Here is a 21,333-nt window from a genome sequence, read left to right on the forward strand (position 1 = left end):
CAACATGACTATGCATCACCGGCGCAAGACCCTGGCCGCCTCGATTTCCCTGATCGCGCTCGGCGCCGCCGCGTCGGCCCAGGCCGCGCCGATCGCCACGCTGGACCGCAACGGCGCCTGGGTCTCGGTCGAGGCCTACGGTCCGAACGTGGTCCGCGTCACGCTGGCCGCCGACAAGGCCGAGGCGCTGAAACCCGGCGGCTACGGCATCCTGGCCGGCGGCGCCGACAACACCGGCTTCCGCCACACCGGCGGCAAGGACGGCGACACCTTCAGCTCGTCCGCGCTGACCCTGCACGTGGCGCCGGCGCCCGCGCCGCATGTGCCGTCCATGAGCGAGAAGTATTTCGCCTCGACGCTGGCGCCGGTCGCGCTGCAGGTCAAAAACGCCAAGGGCGAAGTGGTGCTCGACATGACCGGCTGGGACATGGCGCCGCAAACCGTCAACACCGAGAAGACCTACCAGGCCAGCGCCACGTTCAGCGCGCCGGCCGACGAGCATTACTACGGCATGGGCCAGAACCAGGAATCGATGGGGCCGCTGGACCTGCGCGGCCGCGTCGTCGACTGCAAGCACTGGTACGACGCGCCGGCCGGCGAGACCGTGTGCGTGCCGTTCATGGTGTCGTCCAAGGGTTACGGCATCGTCTGGGACAATCCGTCGCCGACGCGCTTCATCGCCGGCATCAACGGCCGCACCGCGTTCCAGTCCAGCGTGGGCGAGCGCGTCAGCTTCTTCGTCATCACCGGCAACACGCCGGAGGAACTGTATTCCGGCTATGCGCGCGTGACCGGCAAGACGCCGATCCCGCCGAAGGCCGCGTTCGGCCTGATCCAGTCCAAGGCGCGCTACGAGAGCCAGCAGGAAGTGCTGCGCGTGGCCAACACCTACCGCCAGAAGAAATACCCGCTCGACATCATGGTGGTGGACTGGTTCTACTGGACCCGCATGGGCCAGCTGGACATCGATCCGGCGCAGTTCCCCGACCCGGACGCCATGAACAAGGAGCTGCACGGCCTCGGCATGCAGTCCATCATTTCGTTCTGGCCGCGCTTTGAGTCGTCGGGCCGCTACTTCAACGAGCTCGACGCGAAGGGCTACTTCCTCAAGGACAAGGACGGCAAGACCGTCGACGGCCTGCCGTCCCGCTCGGACCGCACCGGCGCGCTGATCGACTCGACCAACCCGGCGGCGCGCAAATGGTTCTGGGAACACGCGCGCGACAACGTGCTGTCGCACGGCTTCGATTACCCATGGCTGGACGAGACCGAACCCGACCTGGTACCGGACGGCTACTTCTATTCGATCGGCTCCGGCGACCGCTACCACAACGTCTACCCGCTGATGCACGTCGAAGGCTTTGCCGACAATATGCGCGCGTGGAAGCCGAACAAGCGCGCGCTGGTCCTGTCGCGCGCCGCCTACCTGGGCTCGCAGCGCACCGGCGCGCTGTTCTGGTCGTCCGACATCAATCCCTCGTGGGAAGCGCTGACGCGCCAGATCCCGACCGGCCTGAACATGACGGCCTCCGGCATCGCCTACTGGGGCAACGACATCGGCGGCTGGCAGTGGCTGCCGCAGTCGACCAAGGCCACCAAGGCGCCGCTGCTGGACCCGGCCGGCGGCACCGACACGGTCGGCCAGAACCACGACTATCCTGAACTGTTCACGCGCTGGTTCCAGTACGGCACCTTCCTGCCGACCTTGCGCGTGCACGGCGACCGCAAGCACACGGAACTGTGGGAATTCGGCACCCAGGCCGAGCCCATCCTGGCGCGCTACGACCGCCTGCGCTACCAGCTGCTGCCCTACATCTACAGCCAGGCCAAGGCCACCTACGACAGCGGCGCACCGTTCATGCGGCCGCTGTGGATGGACTTCCCGAACGATCCGAAGGTGGCCGACATCGGCACGCAGTACATGTTCGGGCCGGCGTTCCTGGTCGCGCCAGTGACCGAGCAGGGCCAGACGCAGAAGGATGTCTACCTGCCGGCCGGCGCCGACTGGTACAACTTCTGGACCAACGAGAAGCTGGCGGGCGGCAGCTGGGTCAAGGTGGCGGCGCCGATCGACCAGATCCCGGTGTTCGTGCGGGCCGGCGCCATCGTGCCGCTGGGCTCGGACATCCAGTCGACCGCCGAGCGCCAGCACGTCGCCGAGATCCGGGTCTATCCCGGCAAGGATGGCGACTTCGCGCTGTATGACGACGACGGCGTGTCCTACGATTATGAAAAAGGCAAGGGAACGACGGTCCGGCTGCACTGGAACGACGCTACCGGCCGCCTGAACGCCAGCGGCGACGGCGAAGTGGCCCGCAAGGCGCCGAGCCTGGTCAAAGTCGCAGGAAAATAAGCGCAAAAACGAATCTGCCCCCACCCAAACAGTATAGCTGCATGCAAAAGTGGTATTGGAAATTATAGGTGGAAATCGCCTAAGATCATCCATTGGCAGATTCATCAATAAAATGGGCACGGCCGCAGCTTGGGCCGTCAATCCGGAGACAATCTTTTTCGCGAGTACCGCATGAGCACTTTTTCCACCTTGGACGTGACCGTCTTTCTTGTATATTTTGTCCTGGTCGCTGGCTACGGCATCTGGGTCTACCGGCGCAAGCAGGCCGGCTCCGGCCTCGCCTCGCATGACTACTTCCTGGCCGAAGGCTCGCTGACCTGGTGGGCCATCGGCGCTTCGCTGATCGCCTCCAACATCTCGGCCGAGCAGTTCATCGGCATGAGCGGCTCCGGCTTCCGCATCGGCATGGCCATCGCGGTCTACGAGCTGATGGCCGCCGCCACGCTCGTCATCGTGGCCGTGTTCTTCATGCCGGTCTATTTGAAGAACCGCATCTACACGATGCCGCAATTCCTCGAACAACGCTACGGCAAGGCGGTCGCCACCACCATGGCGCTGTTCTGGCTGGGCCTGTACGTGGTGGTCAACCTGACCTCGATCCTGTACCTGGGCGCGCTGGCGATCAGCAGCCTGTCCGGCATCGCCCTGCTGCCTTGCATGCTGTTCCTGGCCGTGTTCGCCGCCATCATCACGCTGGGCGGCATGAAGGTCATCGGCTACACCGACGTGGTGCAGGTCACCTGCCTGGTGGTCGGCGGCCTGGTCACGACCTGGCTGGCACTGGACATGGTCGCCGCGCTGGGCAACAAGCACGGCGCGCTGCAGGGCTTCTCCGAACTGTACAACCACGCCCGCGGCCACTTCGACATGGTCCTCAAGCGCGACAACCCGAACTACATGGACCTGCCAGGCCTGTCGGTCCTGCTGGGCGGCATGTGGATCGTCAACCTGAACTACTGGGGCTGCAACCAGTACATCACCCAACGCGCACTGGGCGCCGACCTGCCGACCGCCCGCAAGGGTCTGCTGTTCGCGGCTTTCCTGAAGCTGCTGATGCCGGTCATCGTGGTGCTGCCAGGTATCGCCGCTTACGCACTGGACAAGTCCGGTGCGCTGGGCGACGCCATGAAGGTCGGCGGTGAAGTCAATCCCGACCGCGCCTACCCTATCCTGCTGGGCCTGCTGCCTTCGGGCTTGAAGGGCATCGCGTTCGCCGCGCTGACCGCCGCCGTGGTCGCTTCGCTGGCTGGTAAGGCCAATAGTATCGCCACCATCTTCACGCTGGACATCTACAAGAAAGCCTTCAACAAGGGCGCCAGCGAGCAACGCATGGTGTGGATCGGCCGCGTGAGCGTGGTTGTGGCAATGGCGCTGGCCGTGCTGATCGCGCCGATGCTGGGCATCGACAAGAAAGGCGGCTTCCAGTACATCCAGGAATACACCGGCTTCGTTTCGCCCGGCATCCTGGCCATGTTCCTGATGGGCTTCTTCTGGAAGAAAACCACCTCCGGCGCGGCCATGTTCGCCACGCTGGGTGGCCTGGCCGGTTCGATCCTGCTGAAGTTCCTGCCGACGATGATGGACCTGTCCTTCCTGGCGCCGATCGGCTTCTCCAAGGACAACGGCACCGGCGTGTTCGAGATCCCGTTCCTGGACCGCATGTTCATCGTGTTCTGGGTGGTCATCGCCGGCATGGTCGTGATGAGCAAGATGGCCGACGCCAAGCGCGACAACGTCAAGCACATGAACATCGACACCTCGCTGTTCCGCGTCGATGGCGCCTTCGCGCTGGGTTCGGCTGTGATCGGCATCGCACTGACGACGATCTACAGCCTCTGGTGGTAATCGCGGCTCAACGTCCTCGCCCGGCGTAAGCCGGCGGCGGGGAGCAATAAAAAAGGTTCATCCCGGTATTCCGCGATGAGCCTTTTTTTATTGGCCGCATCTCAGGCATGTGCATGTCGGGTCCGCTAATCGCCGCTAACGAATACAGGCCGAAAAAATTAGTTGCGATTAGCATTCAGCCGGGCATTTTTAGTACGAGATAGCGCCGTGTAGTACAGGTTAGCAGTGGTTAGCAGCGCTTAGTAAAACCCGATTTTAGAGAGCCCCCCCATGCCTACCTCCCCGCCCGCAGCGGCCATCCCCGCCAAACCCGGAAATCCTTGAACAACCATAAAAAAGGGCGCCCGCTGCGTTTGCAGCGAGCGCCCTTTTTATCGTCCGGCGATTAACGCGATGCCTTGCGCAACGGCTTGCCGTTCACGTCGTAGACCGCGGCATCCAGGTGAATCACGGTGCTCACTGCCTTGCCGTCCGCAGCGCTGGCCGCCAGGGTCAGCTTGTAATCGCCCTTGGCGACTTTCCACGTCTTCGATGCCGAGTCATACATCGCCAGCAGGCGCGGATCGACGGTTACGGAAGCCTGCACGCCGGCACCCGGCTGAACTTCGACCTTCTGGAAGCCGGCCAGGCGCTTCGGCGCTTCCCAGCGGCCGGTCAGCGGCGACACGTAGACCTGGGCCACCTGCTTGCCGGCCACCTTGCCGGTATTCTTCACCGTGAACGAAGCGCTAACCACGCCGCCCTTGACGCTGGCGGCCAGGTCCGAGAAGGCGAACTCGGTGTAGGACAAGCCATGACCGAACGGGAACAGCGGCGTCAGGCCCTTCAGGTCGAACCACTTGTAGCCGACCGCGGCGCCTTCGCTATAGTTGACGTCGAAGCGGCGGTCCGCCACTTCAGGGAAGCCGTCCAGCGCCGGGCGCGGCAATTGCGATTCCGACGCCGGGAAGGTCGCCGGCAAACGGCCCGACGGATTGACTTCGCCGACCAGCACGCCGGCGATCGCTTCGCCGCCGTCGCTGCCGGGATACCACGCCTCCAACACCGCCGACACCTTCGGCAGCCAAGGCATGGTCACCGGGCCACCGGTTTCCAGCACCACGACGGTGTTGGCGTTGGCCTCGGCCACCGTGGCGATCAGCTCGTCCTGCTTGTCGGTCAGCGACAGGTTCGGCATGTCGAAGCCCTCGCCCGCCCACTGGGTGGCGAACACCAGCACCACATCGCTCTCGCGCGCCAGCTTGGCGGCGGCGGCGCGGTCGCTGCCGTCGGCGTAGGCCACCGTTGCCGATGGCAGGCGGGCCTTGATGGCCTTCAACGGCGACGACGGATACACCATCACCGGGCCAGGCCAGGTCTTGGGCAGCAATTCAGGCGCGGCATTGCCGCCGGCCGGATACACCAGCGACGAACCGCCGCCAGCCAGCACGCCACGGTCGGCATAACCACCGATCACCGCAATCTTCTTGACCGAACGGCTCAGCGGCAAGGCGCCGGCGCTGTTTTTCAGCAGCACCATGCCCTCCTGGGCATCCTTGCGCGACACGGCCGCATGCGCTTTGAAGTCGATCGTTTCGGGCTTCGACGCCACCGGATGATCCACCACGCCATGCTCGAACATCGCGTGGAGGATGCGGCGCACCATGTCGTCCAGGCGGGACTGCGGCACCCAGCCATTCAACACGGCTTCCTTCAACGGCGGACCGAAATAGTCGGCCAGGTCGAAAGGCATGCCCGATTGCTGGTCCAGCCCGGCGTTGGCGGCCGGCACCGTGCTGTGCGTCGCGCCCCAGTCCGACATCACCCAGCCCTTGAAGCCCCAGTCCTTCTTCAGCACCTCGTTGAGCAGGTAGCTGTTCTCGCACGCATACACGCCGTTGACGCGGTTATACGAGCACATCACCGAGCCGGGATTGCCTTCCTCGTTGGCGATCTGCAGCGCCAGCAGGTCCGACATGCGGGCCGAGCGGTCGTCGATCTTGACGTTGAGCGTGGTGCGGTTGGTTTCCTGGTCGTTCAGCGCGTAGTGCTTGAGGGTGGACACGATGCGGTTCGACTGGATGCCCTTGATCTGCGCGCCGACGATCTTGCCGGCCAACAGAGGATCCTCGCCGGCGTATTCGAAGTTGCGGCCATTGCGCGGCTCGCGCATCAGGTTGACGCCGCCAGCCAGCAGCACGTTGAAGCCGTAGCTGCGCGCTTCCGAACCGATCATGGCGCCGCCCGCGTAGGCGGTGTTCAGATCCCAGGTGGCGGCCGTGTTCAGGCCGGACGGCAGCGCCGTGCCGGGGCGCGCATCCGGGCCGCCCTGGCTGGCCACGCCCACGCCCGCGTCGGTTTCCCACAGGTTGGGAATACCCAGGCGCGGCACGCCGTAGATGAAGCCCGCCGACTGCTTGTACGACGCCGCCGGACGCGTGGTCTTTTTCGATTCCATGTCGGCGCCCAGGTAGCCGTAGACCAGCTTGAGCTTCTCGTCCATGGTCATCGCCGCCACCGCCAGACGGGCGCGCTCCTCCGCGCCCAGCTGGGCGTTCATCCACGGCATGGACGCGGGTGCGGCCACTTCCCCGGCCGCGCCGGTTTGCGCACCGACGCTGCCGCAGCACAATGCCACGGCGGCCGACAGCAGGCTGATTTTTGTCTTCAATTTCATTGGGTCTCCATCACTTTCTTAAAGGTTCGCGGGCGATTGTGCCTGTGGGGCACAGACCGGGCAATTACGAAAATGACGAAACTTCGGAACAATATTCCGCAACACCTCCTTGTTGAAAGAATACGCCCAAGGTAATATACAGTATACGATTTCGGGATGATGGCAAATCATGAACCATACGGACACGCTCAAGGAAAGCTTCCGGCGCAGCGGGGCCACCGAGCCGCTGCGGGCCTGCATCGGGCCGCTGCCGCAGTCGGGCGCGGTGATCGTGCGCTGGACCGCCGACAGCGCCGACACCGCCGTCCGCGCCATCGTGCCGCATCCCGGCAGCTACCGCATCGCCCTCCAGCTGGAACCGGTGGAATCGGAAGTGTGGACCGACGCCGCCCGCGTCTGGAGCGGCCCGATCGGCGCCAACCGCTTCCGCGTCTGCATGCCCGGCGCCGTGGGGCGCTGGCGGCGCCTGAGCGGCTGCGACATCGTCAACATCTTCATCCCGACGGCGACGGTGCACGCCATGGCGTCCGCCTGCGGCCAAAGCCTGTCCACCCTGTCCAGCCACTGGATCGCGCCGGACCACGTGGTCATGGACCTGACCCTCAAGCTGCTCGACGCCGACACGCTGGCCGGCGGCTGGGCGCCGCAGTTCCGCGACCACCTGACATCGGCCCTGGTGGCCTATCTGCTGCAGCAGCATGCGCAGCTGCCCGCCGCCTCGGCCACCAGCAGCCTGGCCGGATCGCGCCTGCAGAAAATTCTGGCGTATATGACCGAGCGGCTGGCCGACGACATCCCGGTGGGCGACCTGGCCGGCGCCTGCGCGATGAGCGAGTCCCACTTCTCGCGCGAATTCCACAAGTCCGTCGGCGTCCCGCCGCACCAGTACCTGATGAAACTGCGCATCGAGCGCGCGCGGGAGATCCTGGCCGCCAGCGACGCCCGCATCATCGACGTCGCGCTCGACCTCGGGTTCTCCAACGCCAGCCATTTCTCGCGCGCCTTCGCGCGCCGCTACGGCATGGCGCCGGCGGCCTTCCGCCAGCTGGCGCGCGAAGTGCCGGCCGAGCTGTGTGCGATCGCAGTTTGAAAGCGTTTTTTTGCTACTTCCGCAGGATTTGACGCGCAGGCCGCGTCTGGACATCCCAAGATCCAGGGTGCCAGATTCCATAAGGCGTCAATAAAAAGGGAGACAAGAGACATGCTTCAAATGAAACGCATCCGGCTCACCATACTGCTCGCATTCGGCGGCGCGGCCATGACATCCGCCCTGCCCGCGCTGGCCGGCGGACAAATCCAGCAACAGGACAGCACGGACAAGGAGGCGGCCGAGGTCCAGCGCGTGACCATCACCGGTTCGTCCATCAAGCGCATCGCCGGCGAAGCGGCGCTGCCGGTCACGGTGATCAAGGCCGACGAATTCGTCGGCAAGGGCATGACCACCATCGAGGAGGTGCTGTCCTCGGTGTCGGCTAACCAGCAGACCACCGTCGGCAGCACCAGCATCGGCTTCGACGGCGGCGGCAAATCATCGGCCAACCTGCGCGGCCTGGGCGACGACCGCACGCTGGTGCTGCTCAACGGCCGGCGCCTGGCCAACCATCCGTTCGACGGCAGCAGCGTCGACCTGTACGCCATTCCGTTCGCGGCGCTGGACCGGGTGGAGATCCTGCGCGACGGCGCCTCCCACATCTACGGCACCGACGCCGTGGCCGGCGTGATCAACTTTATCACCAAGCGCTCGTTCACGGGCGTCTCGGCCACCGTCGAAGCGGTCGTGCCGCAGCAGACCGGCGGCCGCGAAAAGCGTGCCAACGTCACCGGCGGCTTCGGCGACCTGCAAAAGGATGGCTACAACGTTTTCGGCGTGGTTGACCAGCACGAGCAGCGCCGCGTGCGTTCGATCGACCGGCCCTACTCGTCGACCGGCATCCAACCGGCATACGGCATCAACAAGACCAGCGGCACCACCTTCCCGGCCAACTTCTTCTCCGCCAAGGGCATCACCGGCAATCCGCGCTACGCGAGCGGCTGCCTGGCGCCGGACACGGTGCCGCAAGCGGGCAACGGCACCACCGACATGGGCACCTGCCGCCAGGACTACGCGCGCCTGGTCGACGACATCCCCGACACCCGGCAGACCACCGCCTACGCCAAGGGCGCGCTGCGTTTCGGGGGCGACGGCCTGGCCACGCTGGACTACCTGCATTCCGAGAGCGAGAACATCAGCCGCATCGCGCCACCGCCGCTGACCGGCTTGAAGATGGGCGCGGATAACCGCTGGTATCCCGGCGGCGCCGGCGGCACACCGGCCGTCGCCGGCCTCACCGGCGAAGACCTGACCATCAACTGGCGTCCGCTGGAGGCGGGATCGCGGACGTCCAAGAATCTCGGCCTGTCCGACCGTGTGGTGCTCAACCTCGAAGGCTCGGCCTACGGCTGGGACCTGGCGGGAGGCGTCAGCTACGCGCAAACGCGGGTCACGCAGGACTTCACCGGCGGTTATGTGAAGGACGCGCTGATCCAGCCCGGTATCACCGCCGGCACACTCAATCCCTTCGCCGCGCAGGACGCGCAAGGCGTGGCCTACCTGCGCGACGCGCTATTGACCGGCAACGCTTTGACCGCCAAGGCCAGGAACGCCGGCATCGACGTGCGCGCGTCGCGCGACCTGATGGCGCTGCCCGGCGGCGCCCTGGCGCTTGCCATCGGCGCCGAGCACCGCAGCGAGAACTCCAGCTACACCGTCAACCACGCGGTGGTCGACCAGGCGGCGATCTACCGCGCCACCGCGCTGTTCGGCGTGAAGGACCAGGATGCGTCGCGCAAGCTCTCGGCGGTGTACGCAGAACTGGTCGCCCCGGTTCACAAGACGCTGGAGCTGCAGTTCGCCGCGCGTTCGGACCGGTACAGCGACGCCGGCAGCTCTTTCAATCCGAAGATCGGCATCCGCTACCAGCCGCTGAAGCAGCTCATGTTCCGCGCCTCGGCCAACACCGGCTTCCGCGCGCCGACCTTGTACGAGATGCACTCGCCGGTGTACGACACCTACACCGTGGGCGCCTACGACGATCCGCTGCTATGTCCCGGCGGCGTGGCCAAAGCCGGCGTCAATCCGCTCACCGCCTGCCATTCCATCCAGCCGGGCAAGAGCGGCGGCAATCCCGAACTGCATCCCGAGAAATCGCGCTCGTATTCGTTCGGCGTGGTGTTCGAGCCGGTGAAGGACCTGACCGCGTCGCTCGACTACTGGCACATCAAGGTGACCGACGGCATAGGCGCCGCGCTGACCGAGGCTGAGCTGTTCGCCGATCCCGACAAATACCGCGACCGCTTCCACTACAACGCCGGCGGCACGGCGCTCGACTACGTCAACCTGTCCTCGCTGGCCAACCTGGGCGTGCGCAAGGGCAGCGGCGTCGACGTGACGATGCAGTACCGCTTCCCGCAGACGTCGATCGGCAGCTTCGACGCCTGGTTCAACGGCACCTGGGTCACCAGCAATGTGTGGCAGCTGACGCCGGACGTGGAGCCGTTCGAAAGCATCGGCGTGTACAACGGCGCCACCCGCTGGAAGCACAATCTCTCGCTGCGCTGGATGAATGGCGCGTGGAGCGCGACGCTGTCGCAACGCTACACGTCCGGCTACACCGACCAGAACGCGGTGGCCGCGCAGTACCAGCGCGACGTGTCCGCGTATTCACTGTGGACGCTGTCCGGCGCCTACACCGGCTTCAAGGGCACCACCGTCACCGCCGGCGTCAAGAACCTGCTGAACAAAGACCCGTCGTTCTCCAACCAGAACGCCAATCCGCAGACCGGCTACGATCCGCGTTTCGCCGACCCGATCGGCCGCGCCGTCTATATTCGATTGACTCACAAATTCTGACCATGAAAAATTATCTGTTCAAAGCATCCGGGGCGCTCGCCGCCCTGGCCTGCGCGGCTTGCGCGCACGTGGACCCGATCAAGGCGCCGCCGTCGCGCCTCGGCTTCGATCCGTTCTACGCCCAATATGCCGACGCCCAGGGCATCCCCATCATCGGCTCGCGCCAGGTTCCGGAAGCGGCGATGCTGGCCGCGCGCGACATCGTGATCGAGATGCTGCAGTACCGCCCCGACGTGCGCGATGAACTGGTGCGCCAGGGCGCCCGCGTCGGCGTCATGGCGATCACCGAAAACACCACCGACCTGCCGGAACAACGCGACTGGAAGAAGCCCGCCATCGACGACCCAAGGCTGACCAAGTGCGAGGTGCGCGATTATGCGAAGACCATCGGCCTGCAGACGGACCGCCAGTACTGGGACGCGCGCTCGCGCGGCATGGGGGGCTTGTACACCACGGGCGCCGCCGAGAACATCATGGGCGTGCCGAAGACGCGCTACTACGGCGAGAACATCCTGGTGCACGAGTTCTCGCACAACATCATGGGCGCGCTGCGCACCACCGATCCGGCGCTCATCGCGCGCCTGGAAGCCGCCTACGCGCGGGCGAAGGAAAAGCGCCTGTGGCAAGGCGCCTACATGGCCAACACCCTGGCGGAGTACTGGGCCGAGGGCACGCAGTTCTGGTTCAATTCCAACAAGGCCTACATCACGGACACGCTGACCGTGGTCAATGACCAGGACCTGCGGGACCACGACCCCGAGCTTTACGCCATCCTGGCCGAGGTCTATGGAAGCAACCACCATATCGCGGCCGACGTGTTCTACATGCACCCGGCCCGCATGGACAGCGCGCGCGTGTCGTTGGACGCCAAGGGGAAAGCCAAGGACGATTGCTATTCCTAGTGCTTGAACTCCCGCCGCAGGTCCTCCAGCGTGGACGCGATATGATCATGCATCATCGCCGCGACCACGTTGGCCTTCCCCTGCGACCAAAGCTTCAGCATGGCCAGGTGCTCCTTGTGCGCGCGGTCCTCGCGCCCGGCGGGCTCCAGGTGTTTGCGGGCGTAGCGTTCGGAGATGATGTTCAGGCGCTCGATGATCTGGATGGTCAGCGGGCGGCCCAGCGGCCGCACCAGCGACATGTGGAAGTCGCGATTGCGGCCACCCACCTGGTCCTTGTTCGAGACCATCGCCTGATCAAGCGCATCCAGCGCGCGCTTGGCAGCCGCCTTGTCCTCCGGCGTGGCGAGCTTGCACGCCTCGCCGACCGCGTCGGGCTCCAGCTTCAGGCGCAGCGCGTACACCTCCTCCGCCTCGTCAGCGCTCAAGGGCCGCACGAAATAGCCGCGATTGGCGTGCGACACCAGCAGGCTTTCCTGTTCAAGCCGCGCCAGCGCCTCCCGCAGCGGGATCTTGCTCACGCCCAGTTCCGCGGCCAGCGCATCCTGTCGGATGGGCGCGTCCGGCGCAATCCGGCCGGCGACAATACGGTCACGCACCAGCACGAAAATCTGCTCGGACAGCGTCTGCACTACAAGGCTCATGCCATACCCCCGGATAAAGTATACGAATTAACGCATACTATCCCGGCAAAAGGCAAGTCGTCCGGGGCAAGCGCAAAAATCCGGCCGCCCCCGCGAGGAGGACGGCCGGATCAGCGGCACGGTTTGGCTGAAAGCTTACTTGAAGCTGTAGTCCAGGCTCACATACACATAGCGGCCGCGCGGATCGCCCCAGCTGTCGTTGTAGCCCAGCGGGGAACCCGGATCGAAGGCCGGATCGCGGTTGAACACGTTGTTGGCGCCGACGCGGATCACCGCGTTCTTGATGCCGGAGTAGCTCACCGACGCGTCCATCGTGGCGGTGGCCGGAATGCGGCGTCCCTTGGCATAGAAGTCATACCACTGGTTCTGCACCGCCGACGGCGAACGATCGACCTTGGTGCCGGCCACGTACTTGACGATGCCGGTGGCGCTCCACGATCCCAGGTCCCAGTTCACGCCGACGTTCGCCAGCACGCGCGGATTGCCATACTCGCCGGCGTCGCACGAGGTGTTGTTCGGGCAGTTGATGTAGACATTATCTGCCAGCAGCACCGTGTCGTAGCGGATCGTGTAGTTGGCGTCGCCGAACACCTTGAAGCGGCCCAGCCGGTCGGTGCGGAAGGTGTAGGACGCATCCAGGTCGATGCCCGAGGTGTGCGACTGGAAGCGGTTGACCCAGCCGGTCTTGATGTTGGACAGCTCGCCGCGCAGAGGTCCCAGCCGCGCCTTCTCGGCCGCCGACAGCGCCGCGTAGGCCGCGATGTCGTCGGCCGTGACGGCGTCGCGCGTCACATGCGACTTGTAGGCGCCGTCCTCGTTTTCCAGCACCGTCGTGTTATCCAGCACGTCGATCTTGTTCTTCCACTTGATGTCGTAGTAGGTCAGGCCGATGTTCAGGTCCTTGAGCGGCTCGATCACGAAGCCGATGTTGTACTGGTTCGACTTCTCCGGCTGCAGGTCCTTGGTGCCGACGTTGGACGCCTTCACGTAACGGGTGCAATAGGTATCGAAATACACGTTGCCCTCGATGCAGCGGTGCGGGTCCTTGGTCGCCGAGAACGAATCCCGGCCTTCGCTGAAGCGCTGCGGCAGCGACGGCGCCACCATGCCGGTGCTGTAGTTCGCGCGCAGCATGATCTCTTTGGTCGGCTTCCACTTCAGGCCGAACTTGGGATTGGTGGTCGAACCGGCCAGCTCGTATTTGTCGTAGCGCACGGCGGCCTGGGCCTCCAGCGTCTTCAGCAACGGCAGGCTCAGCTCCGCATACACGGCCGACAGCTTTTCCGAACCGGAGATCGCCGGCAGCACCGCGTACTGGCCCAGCAGGCCCTGCTGCCAGTCCATCGACGGCGTGTACGACAGCGAATTCTTGCGCAGCTCGGAGCCGACCGAGACGCCGACCTTCCCGCCCGGCAGCTCGCCGAATTCGGTCCCGGCCTGCAGCTTGATGGAATCGGTCTTGCTGCGGGTTTTCACATACATCTCGCCCGACAGCTCGCGGATCAGGGCGTCCGAATTGCTGTTGGCGCCGAAGGGATTGAAGCGGCCATCGTCGACCGCCTGATTCAGCTCCTCCAGCTTGTAGGCGCCCAGCGTGTCGGTGCGGCCGCGCTCCTCGCCGTGCGACAGCGTTACCGACCAGTCCCAGCCCGCCGCCTCGCCTTTCAGGCCGGTCAGCAGCCAGAGGTTGTCGACGTCGGTCTTGAGGCCGCCCTCGTAGACCGGGAAATCGCGCCGCACCGTCACCGGCTTGCCGTAGGTGTTGAAGGGATTCGAGGCCGGAATCACCAGGTTGTTGCGCGCGCGGTTCTGCAGCCAGGACGACTGCCCGACGATGCGCTTGTCGAAATTGGTGAAGAAGGCGTTGGCGAACAGCGTCATGTCCGGCGCGATATCCCAGTTCAGCGCGGCCGTGGCGCCGGCGCGGCGCGAGGGCTTGACCAGGTCGGTGAATTCCGCCGTGGCCGACAGGCAGCCGTTGCGGGTCGGCGAAGGGAACCATTCGGCGCCGCTCGGGTACGGCAGCTTGGAGCCCGGCAGGCAGCCCGGGTCGGGGAAGCGGTTGCCGCCGATCGACAGCGTGCCGGCGTCGGTGCCGTGCGCGCCGTACACGTTGGCGTATTGCAGGCCGCCGCTGGCGCCGAAGTCGATGTGGTTGGCCCAGTCGCGGTCGGTGCCCTTGATGCGCTTGGTGTCCTCGTACATCGCCGCGTAGGTCAGGTTGAATTTCTGCGTGGCGCGGTCGCCGTAGCCGCCGGCCACCGACAGCTTGCGCACGTCGCCGCCGCCCAGCGTGGTGGCGCCGTAGCTGGTGCTCAGGTCCGTACCCTGGTAGTTCTGGCGCATGATGAAGTTGATCACGCCGCCCACCGCGTCGGTGCCGTAGATCGCCGAGGCGCCGTCCTTGAGCACCTCGATGCGCTCGATCGCCGCCAGCGGCAGCATGTTCAAGTCCACCGAGGTGAAGCCATTGGAATCGTCCGAGCCCGACACCGGCAGGCGGTTGCCGTTCAACAGGATCAGGGTCGGCATGCCGCGCAGGCTGGCCGTGGTGGCGCCATTGCGGAAGTCGTTGCCGTTGCCGAATTCGCTGCCGTTGCCGCCCACGCCCGGCAGGTTGCGCAACACGTCCAGCACCGAGGTCGCGCCGGAACGCTTGATGTCCTCCTTGGTGATCAGGGTCATCGGCGAGACGCCCTCCTGCGCCACCCGCTTGATGTTACTGCCGGTGATTTCCACCCGCTCCATCTTGGGCTCCGCCTGCTCCTGCGCCATCGCCACTGTCGCGGCATGGGCCGACAACAACGCCAGCGCCAACTTCACCCAGCGCACACCTATTTTTTCCTGCAACATAATGCCTGTCTCCTAGTGATAACGTCCCACATCGAGCGTGCGGGATCGTAATAATCAAACTGCCGGTTTGCTTCGATCGCTTTCTCAACGAGGCTATCGAATCGCAACAGAGCTTACGTGGCCCGGATGGGCGCGTCTTGGCAGTCTTGACACTGGAAACGAACGAAATCGGCACAACCGGGGCCCAAACGAAACATGGCTCCCGAAGGAGCCATGCTTGAACACCACGCGCGGACGGCTGGAAACTAGACGATCCGCAGCGCGAAGGCGTAAGGCAGCGCCGGGGCCGCGGCGGGCAGCGTCACCCGCAGGCCGTCGGCCGCCTGCTCGAAGGCCAGCGCCTGGCCGCCCACCAGCTCGACCTTCGCGATGCCCCGCTTCAGGTGCGGACTGCCGGCGCGCATGGACTTGATCGTCACCTTGCCGTCGGCCGGCCAGCCCATGACGAAGGCGTACACCGCGTCGCCCTTGGCGGTGAAGCGCACGTCCGCCGCCGAGAACGGCTTGTTCTTGCCCTCGTTGAAGCCCGGGCCCGACATCGGCGCCGCGGCCTCCTCCATCACCGGCCCCTCGCCGAACACCGCCCACGGACGGCTGTCGTAAATGCCCTCGCTGCTGACCGCCATCCAGCGGCCGATTTCCTCGACGATGTCGCGCTCCAGCGGATCGATGGTGCCGTTGCCGCGCACGGGCACGCTGAGCAGCAGGTTGCCGTTCTTGCTGACCACGTCGATCAGCGTGTGCACCACCGTTTGCGCGCTCTTGTACGACTTGCTGTCGTACACGCGGCGGTCGTAGTGCCAGCTGCCGATGCAGGTGCAGGTCTGCCACGGCAGCGGCTCGATGGCGTTGCTCTGGCCGCGCTCGATGTCCCACACCATGGTCTTGCGCTGCTGCTCACTGAGGATCTTGCCGTTGACCACGGCCTCCAGCTTGCCCTTCTTCGCGATGCTGCGGTTGTACATATGCGCGGCCAGGCGCAGGCCGACGTCGCTGACCGGGTGCAGCGGCAGCACGGTATCGTCGAAGTAGACCAGGTCGGGGTCGTAGTTGTTGATCAGCTCCATGGTGCGGTCGTAGAACTTCTCGCAATAGGCCTGGTCGGGGGTGGACGCGCCGCCGCCCCAGTGCCACTGGTCGCCGACCACACTCCCGCCGCCGTTCTTGCTCAGCGGATGGTTCTGCGCGTACAGCGCCTGCGGATCGAGGCCATCCCACCACTTGCCCTTGCCATCGGCCTTGGTCAGGTGGCCATCGTAGGGCACGCCCGCGTAGGGGCCGGTCTTGTCGGCGCCCTGCGACGTCTCGTACCAGGTCCATGCGTGGGCCGCGTGCACGCTGACGCCGAAGCGCAGCCCCTGCTTGCGGGCCGCCTTGGCCCAGCCGCCGATCAGGTCCTTCTTCGGGCCGACCTTGGTCGAGTTCCACTGCGGTTGGTACTTGCTGGCGTACAGGTCCAGGTTGTCGTGGTGGTTGGCCAGGGCCACGAAGTATTTCGCGCCGGCCTTCTTGTACAGCGAGACCAGGGCGTCGGGATCCCAGCGCTCGGCCTTCCATTGGTGGATCACGTCCTTGAAGCCGACCTTGGACGGGTGGCCATACTTCTCCACGTGGTAGCGGTAGTGGTCGCTGCCCTCCTCGTACAGGCCGCGCGCGTACCAGTCGCCGTGCTCCGCTTCGCACTGAGGGCCCCAGTGCGCCCAGATGCCGAACTTGGCGTTGCGGAACCAGTCCGGGGTCTGGTAGGCCGCCAGCGAATCCCAGTCCGCCGTGAAGGGGCCTGTGGCCATCTTCTCATGGCCGCCGAACGGCGCCGCCTGGGCTGCAAAGGTAAAGGGTGAAAGCGCCAACGCCGGAATGGCCGCGCCCAGGTGCCGCAATAGTTCTCGTCTCTTCATTTTTGGTTCCATCGTGAATTCGGGAAGTCCTGCGCGCATTGTCCGAGCAAGCGCCGGGAGGCGCAATTATGAAATCCACCATTGCGGCTCATAAAATCAGGCAATCCAGACCGGCGCCCCGTCCGGAGCCGTTGACATGGCGCCCTACACAGATCAACGTACGGCTAGCGAAAGTGGCACAATAGCGATGAACTGGTCGCTATCGAACCAGATTACAGGAGGGATACCATGAAGAACCATTTCGTATTGCTGTTGATTGGAATGATGATGGTAAGCGGCGGCGCGTCTGCCGCCGGCTGCGTTAAAGGCGCGGCGGCAGGTGCGGTTGTCGGCCACGTCGCCGGACATCATGCGGTTGCGGGAGCAGTCGGAGGTTGCCTGGTTGGCCGTCATATGGCCAAGGAGAAGGCGAAAAAAGAGAAGGCGGAGGCTGACGCCAGGAAGGCGCAGCAAGCCCAACAGGCCCAGCAGAATCCTCAACAGGCTCCCGCGAAGTAAAACTGGACTTGGCATAAGCCAGAGCGGCGCCTCGCGCATCCGGGGCACTGAAAGAGAAAACGCATGCGTCTTATCATTGCCCTGATCCTCCCGTGGCTGACCTTCTTCACCATCGGCCGTCCGATGGCCGGAATCATTTGCCTGATTCTGCAACTGACACTCATCGGGTGGCTGCCCGCGACGATCTGGGCGGTCTATTCTTTGAGCCAATTTAAGACCGACCAGAAAATCGAACAAGCGCTCGGACGCCGAGGCTAGGCTTTAGCTGGCGCCGGGGCCGGCCGGGCGGAAGATGAGCTGCGCGTAGTGGTACAGGTTGTCCGCCCAAGTCTCGCGGTCATGCGCATGCTCGTCCACGTTCCAGATGTGCGCGATGCTGTGCTCCTTCAGGTAGCGGTGCAAGGTTTGGGAACCGGCGATCAGCCCGTCCCGGTTGCCGCAGGATAGGTACAGCAGCCGTGGCTGGCCATGTCCGCTCTCAGGCAGCAGCTCTGCCGCCGCCTTCAAGTTGGGCGCCGCAGAGAAGGCGCCGACCCAGCCAAAGATTTCGGGATGGCCCAGTCCGATGTTCAGCGACTGGCCGCCGCCCATCGACAACCCTGCAATCGCCCGCTGCGCCCCGCCGCCCAGGGTCGGGTACTTGGCGTCGATGGCCGGCACCAGCACCTCCGGCAGCTCGCGCTCGAACGCCGTGAAACCGGCGATGTGCGCCGGCGTGAAGGTGCGGTCGCCCGGCGGCGGACGGTCGTCGGCCAGCGCGCGGCCGTTGGGCATGACGACGATCATCGGCACCGCCTTGCCGTCGGCGATCAGGTTGTCGAGGATGGCCTGCGCGTGCACGTAGCCGGACCATTCGTGGTGATTGCCGCCGATGCCGTGCAACAGGTACAGCACCGGATAGCGCCGCTGCGCCGTGTAGCCGGCCGGCAGGTAGACGTTGGCCTTGCGCCGCGTGCCGGTGATGCTGGAGTCGTAGCTGAATTCCTCGATCCGTCCCTGCGCCACACCGGCCCGCACCTGGTCGAAGCCGGCCGGCGCGGCTGGGAAGGCACGCACGTCGTCGGCTGCCAGCACCACCGGCTGGGCCGGGCGCGGCTGGTTGAGCAGACGCTCGATGTCGGGCAGCATCGCGGCGGCCCAGATCCGGTAGCCCTTTTCTGACAGATGCAGGAAGTCCGGCTGGTTCTCGGCCGACAGCGTGCCGTCGGCGCCGATGAAGTGCGCGCCATAATCGTGGAAGAAGACGTGCTGGCCGTCGTCCAGCGTCGCCACCATCTTGTCGAGCGCGATGATGCGTTGGCGCACCGGCTCATCGGGCTTGGCGCCGGACGGCAGCACGGCGTTGAGCAGGATGCGCGCGGCCGGGTACTGCGCGCGCAACCGCCCGACCACAGCCTGGATGCCGCTGAACACCTGCTCCGGCGTTTCGCCGCACAGATTGAGGTTGTTCACGCCGATCAGCAGCACCACCAGCTTCGGCTGCAGGCGCGCGATGGCCGGGTCCTGCAGGCGCCACAGCACGTTGCCGGTGTGATCGCCGCCGATGCCGAAGTTGGCCGCCTTGAGCTGGCCGAAGTTGGCGTCCCACACCGGCTTGGACCACATCTCGGTGATCGAATCGCCGAGGAACATCACATCGACATCGCCCTTGGTGGCGCGCGCCACCTGTTCCGCGTGCATGCCGCGCCAGCGCTCGATCGACATCCACGGGTACTCGACTTTGCGCGGCGCCGCCGTCACGGCGCATGGCTGCACGGATTGCGTTGCGGGCGCATCGGCGGCGATGGCGCCGTGGACGGTCAAGGCGGTCATCAACAACAGGGCCAGGCGGCTGGGCATGGGGAGCTTCCTTTTCGATTCGGTGGGTGCAGCGATTTTGCAACCCGCGCCGCGCCGTATCAATTATGAAAATCACCAATGTGGACAGTGTTTCTTGTCAACCGCGCCACAGCGGCAAAGTTACCCGGCACAATAAGCGCCAGTAACTTCCGGCCACGCCCGGACACGACGGACAGCGACTTCAGCGCGACTTCCGCATTTGAGACTTAATCTTCCTACCGACTTCTTAATGAATACTTTCTCGGCACTAGATACCATTGTTTTCCTCGTTTACTTTGTCATGGTCGCTGGCTATGGCATCTGGGTCTACCGGCGCAAGCAGGCCGGCTCCGGCCTCGCCTCGCATGACTATTTCCTGGCCGAAGGCTCGCTGACCTGGTGGGCCATCGGCGCTTCGCTGATCGCCTCCAACATCTCGGCCGAGCAGTTCATCGGCATGAGCGGCTCGGGCTTCCGCATCGGCATGGCGGTGGCCGTGTATGAGCTGATGGCCGCCGCCACGCTGGTCATCGTGGCCGTGTTCTTCATGCCGGTCTATTTGAAGAACCGCATCTACACGATGCCCCAGTTCCTCGAACAACGCTACGGCAAGGCGGTCGCCACCACCATGGCGCTGTTCTGGCTGGGTCTGTACGTCGTGGTCAACCTGACCTCGATCCTGTACCTGGGCGCGCTGGCGATCAGCAGCCTGTCCGGCATCGCCCTGCTGCCTTGCATGCTGTTCCTGGCCGTGTTCGCCGCCATCATCACGCTGGGCGGCATGAAGGTCATCGGCTACACCGACGTGGTGCAGGTCACCTGCCTGGTGGTCGGCGGCCTGGTCACGACCTGGCTGGCGCTCGACATGGTCGCCGCGCTGGGCAGCAAGCACGGCGCGCTGCAAGGCTTCTCCGAGCTGTACAACCACGCCCGCGGCCACTTCGACATGGTCCTCAAGCGCGACAATCCTAACTACATGGACCTGCCAGGCCTGTCGGTCCTGCTGGGTGGCATGTGGATCGTCAACCTGAACTACTGGGGCTGCAACCAGTACATCACCCAACGCGCACTGGGCGCCGACCTGCCGACCGCCCGCAAGGGCCTGCTGTTCGCGGCCTTCCTGAAGCTGCTGATGCCGGTCATCGTGGTGCTGCCAGGTATCGCGGCCTATGCGCTGGACAAGTCCGGCGCGCTAGGCGACGCCATGAAGGTCGGCGGTGAAGTCAATCCGGACCGCGCCTACCCTATCCTGCTGGGTCTGCTGCCTTCGGGCCTGAAGGGCATCGCGTTTGCCGCCCTGACCGCCGCCGTGGTCGCTTCGCTGGCCGGCAAGGCCAATAGTATCGCCACCATCTTCACGCTGGACATCTACAAGAAGGCCTTCAACAAAACCGCCAGCGAGCAGCGCATGGTGTGGATCGGCCGCGTGAGCGTGGTCGTGGCCATGGCCCTGGCCGTGCTGATCGCGCCGATGCTGGGCATCGACAAAAAAGGCGGCTTCCAGTACATCCAGGAATACACCGGCTTCGTCTCGCCTGGCATCCTGGCCATGTTCCTGCTGGGCTTCTTCTGGAAGAAAACCACCTCCGGCGCCGCCATGTTCGCCACGCTGGGCGGCCTGGCCGGCTCGATCGTGCTGAAGTTCCTGCCGACGATGATGGACCTGTCCTTCCTGGCGCCGATCGGCTTCTCCAAGGACAACGGCAGCGGCGTGTTCGAGATCCCCTTCCTCGACCGCATGTTCATCGTGTTCTGGTTCGTGGTGGCCGGCATGGTCGTGATCAGCAAGATGGCCGAAGCGCGCCGCGACGCCAACACCCGCCACCTGCAAATCGACCACGGCCTGTTCCGCGTCGACGGCGCCTTCGCCTTCGGCTCGGCCGTGATCTGCGTGCTGCTGGCAACCATCTACACCGCCTGGTGGTAATCCCTATGTGAAAGGAGGTGCCCGCCCAGTCTGTGCAATGCCTGTTCTTGAAA

The 21,333-nt window shown here is 65.0% G+C and carries 13 protein-coding genes; 8 read left to right on the plus strand and 5 right to left on the minus strand.

Annotated elements, in window-relative coordinates; genetic code table 11:
* Positions 1-4 precede the first annotated feature (4 nt).
* The gene (locus ACUJB0_RS03460; protein ID WP_444844005.1) at positions 5-2,353 is read left to right on the plus strand and encodes a glycoside hydrolase family 31 protein; all 2,349 of its coding nucleotides are present in this window, start codon (positions 5-7) and stop codon (positions 2,351-2,353) included.
* Between the two features lie 171 nt (positions 2,354-2,524).
* Entirely contained in the window at positions 2,525-4,198 is a 1,674-nt protein-coding gene (locus ACUJB0_RS03465) for a sodium:solute symporter family transporter (protein ID WP_444844006.1), read from the plus strand.
* Between the two features lie 385 nt (positions 4,199-4,583).
* On the opposite strand, the gene ACUJB0_RS03470 is transcribed toward ACUJB0_RS03465, so the two are convergent.
* Entirely contained in the window at positions 4,584-6,854 is a 2,271-nt protein-coding gene (locus ACUJB0_RS03470) for a glycoside hydrolase family 3 C-terminal domain-containing protein (RefSeq protein WP_444844007.1), read from the minus strand.
* Between the two features lie 169 nt (positions 6,855-7,023).
* On the opposite strand from ACUJB0_RS03470, the gene ACUJB0_RS03475 reads away from it, so the two are divergent.
* From ACUJB0_RS03475 to ACUJB0_RS03485, 3 genes are all read left to right on the plus strand, one after another.
* Positions 7,024-7,944, plus strand: a complete 921-nt coding sequence (locus ACUJB0_RS03475; protein ID WP_444844008.1) for an AraC family transcriptional regulator — start codon at positions 7,024-7,026, stop codon at positions 7,942-7,944.
* Positions 7,945-8,055: 111 nt separating this feature from the next.
* Positions 8,056-10,743 carry a TonB-dependent receptor gene (locus tag ACUJB0_RS03480; protein ID WP_444844009.1) on the plus strand — a complete coding sequence of 896 codons (2,688 nt, stop codon included), beginning with the start codon at positions 8,056-8,058 and terminating at the stop codon, positions 10,741-10,743.
* Between the two features lie 2 nt (positions 10,744-10,745).
* Entirely contained in the window at positions 10,746-11,645 is a 900-nt protein-coding gene (locus ACUJB0_RS03485) for a hypothetical protein (protein ID WP_444844010.1), read from the plus strand.
* On the opposite strand, the gene ACUJB0_RS03490 is transcribed toward ACUJB0_RS03485, so the two are convergent.
* From ACUJB0_RS03490 to ACUJB0_RS03500, 3 genes are all read right to left on the minus strand, one after another.
* On the minus strand, positions 11,642-12,286 hold the full coding sequence (locus ACUJB0_RS03490) for a GntR family transcriptional regulator (RefSeq protein ID WP_444844011.1): 645 nt from the start codon (positions 12,284-12,286) through the stop codon (positions 11,642-11,644). The two genes, ACUJB0_RS03485 and ACUJB0_RS03490, sit on opposite strands and share 4 nt — an antisense overlap.
* 135 nt (positions 12,287-12,421) lie before the next feature.
* Positions 12,422-15,139, minus strand: coding sequence for a TonB-dependent receptor (locus ACUJB0_RS03495; RefSeq protein WP_444844012.1), 2,718 nt, complete (start codon positions 15,137-15,139; stop codon positions 12,422-12,424).
* Between the two features lie 245 nt (positions 15,140-15,384).
* Positions 15,385-17,037, minus strand: a complete 1,653-nt coding sequence (locus ACUJB0_RS03500) for an alpha-L-fucosidase (protein WP_444844013.1) — start codon at positions 17,035-17,037, stop codon at positions 15,385-15,387.
* A 228-nt stretch (positions 17,038-17,265) separates the two neighbouring features.
* Between ACUJB0_RS03500 and ACUJB0_RS03505 the strand changes: the two genes are divergently transcribed.
* Positions 17,266-17,535, plus strand: a complete 270-nt coding sequence (locus ACUJB0_RS03505) for a hypothetical protein (protein ID WP_444844014.1) — start codon at positions 17,266-17,268, stop codon at positions 17,533-17,535.
* A 63-nt stretch (positions 17,536-17,598) separates the two neighbouring features.
* Positions 17,599-17,793 (plus strand): YqaE/Pmp3 family membrane protein, encoded by a 195-nt coding sequence (locus tag ACUJB0_RS03510; RefSeq protein WP_161089096.1) that lies wholly within the window; start codon positions 17,599-17,601, stop codon positions 17,791-17,793.
* 3 nt (positions 17,794-17,796) lie between these two features.
* On the opposite strand, the gene ACUJB0_RS03515 is transcribed toward ACUJB0_RS03510, so the two are convergent.
* On the minus strand, positions 17,797-19,374 hold the full coding sequence (locus ACUJB0_RS03515; protein ID WP_444844015.1) for an alpha/beta hydrolase-fold protein: 1,578 nt from the start codon (positions 19,372-19,374) through the stop codon (positions 17,797-17,799).
* Positions 19,375-19,654: 280 nt separating this feature from the next.
* Here ACUJB0_RS03515 and ACUJB0_RS03520 point away from each other — a divergent pair, with 280 nt between their 5' ends.
* A complete protein-coding gene (locus ACUJB0_RS03520) occupies positions 19,655-21,280 on the plus strand; it encodes a sodium:solute symporter family transporter (RefSeq protein ID WP_444844016.1) in 1,626 nt (541 codons plus the stop codon).
* Positions 21,281-21,333 lie beyond the last annotated feature (53 nt).

The sequence above is a fragment of the Duganella caerulea genome, from assembly GCF_040362985.1.
GTDB classification, from domain to species: Bacteria; Pseudomonadota; Gammaproteobacteria; order Burkholderiales; family Burkholderiaceae_D; genus Rugamonas; species Rugamonas vulcania.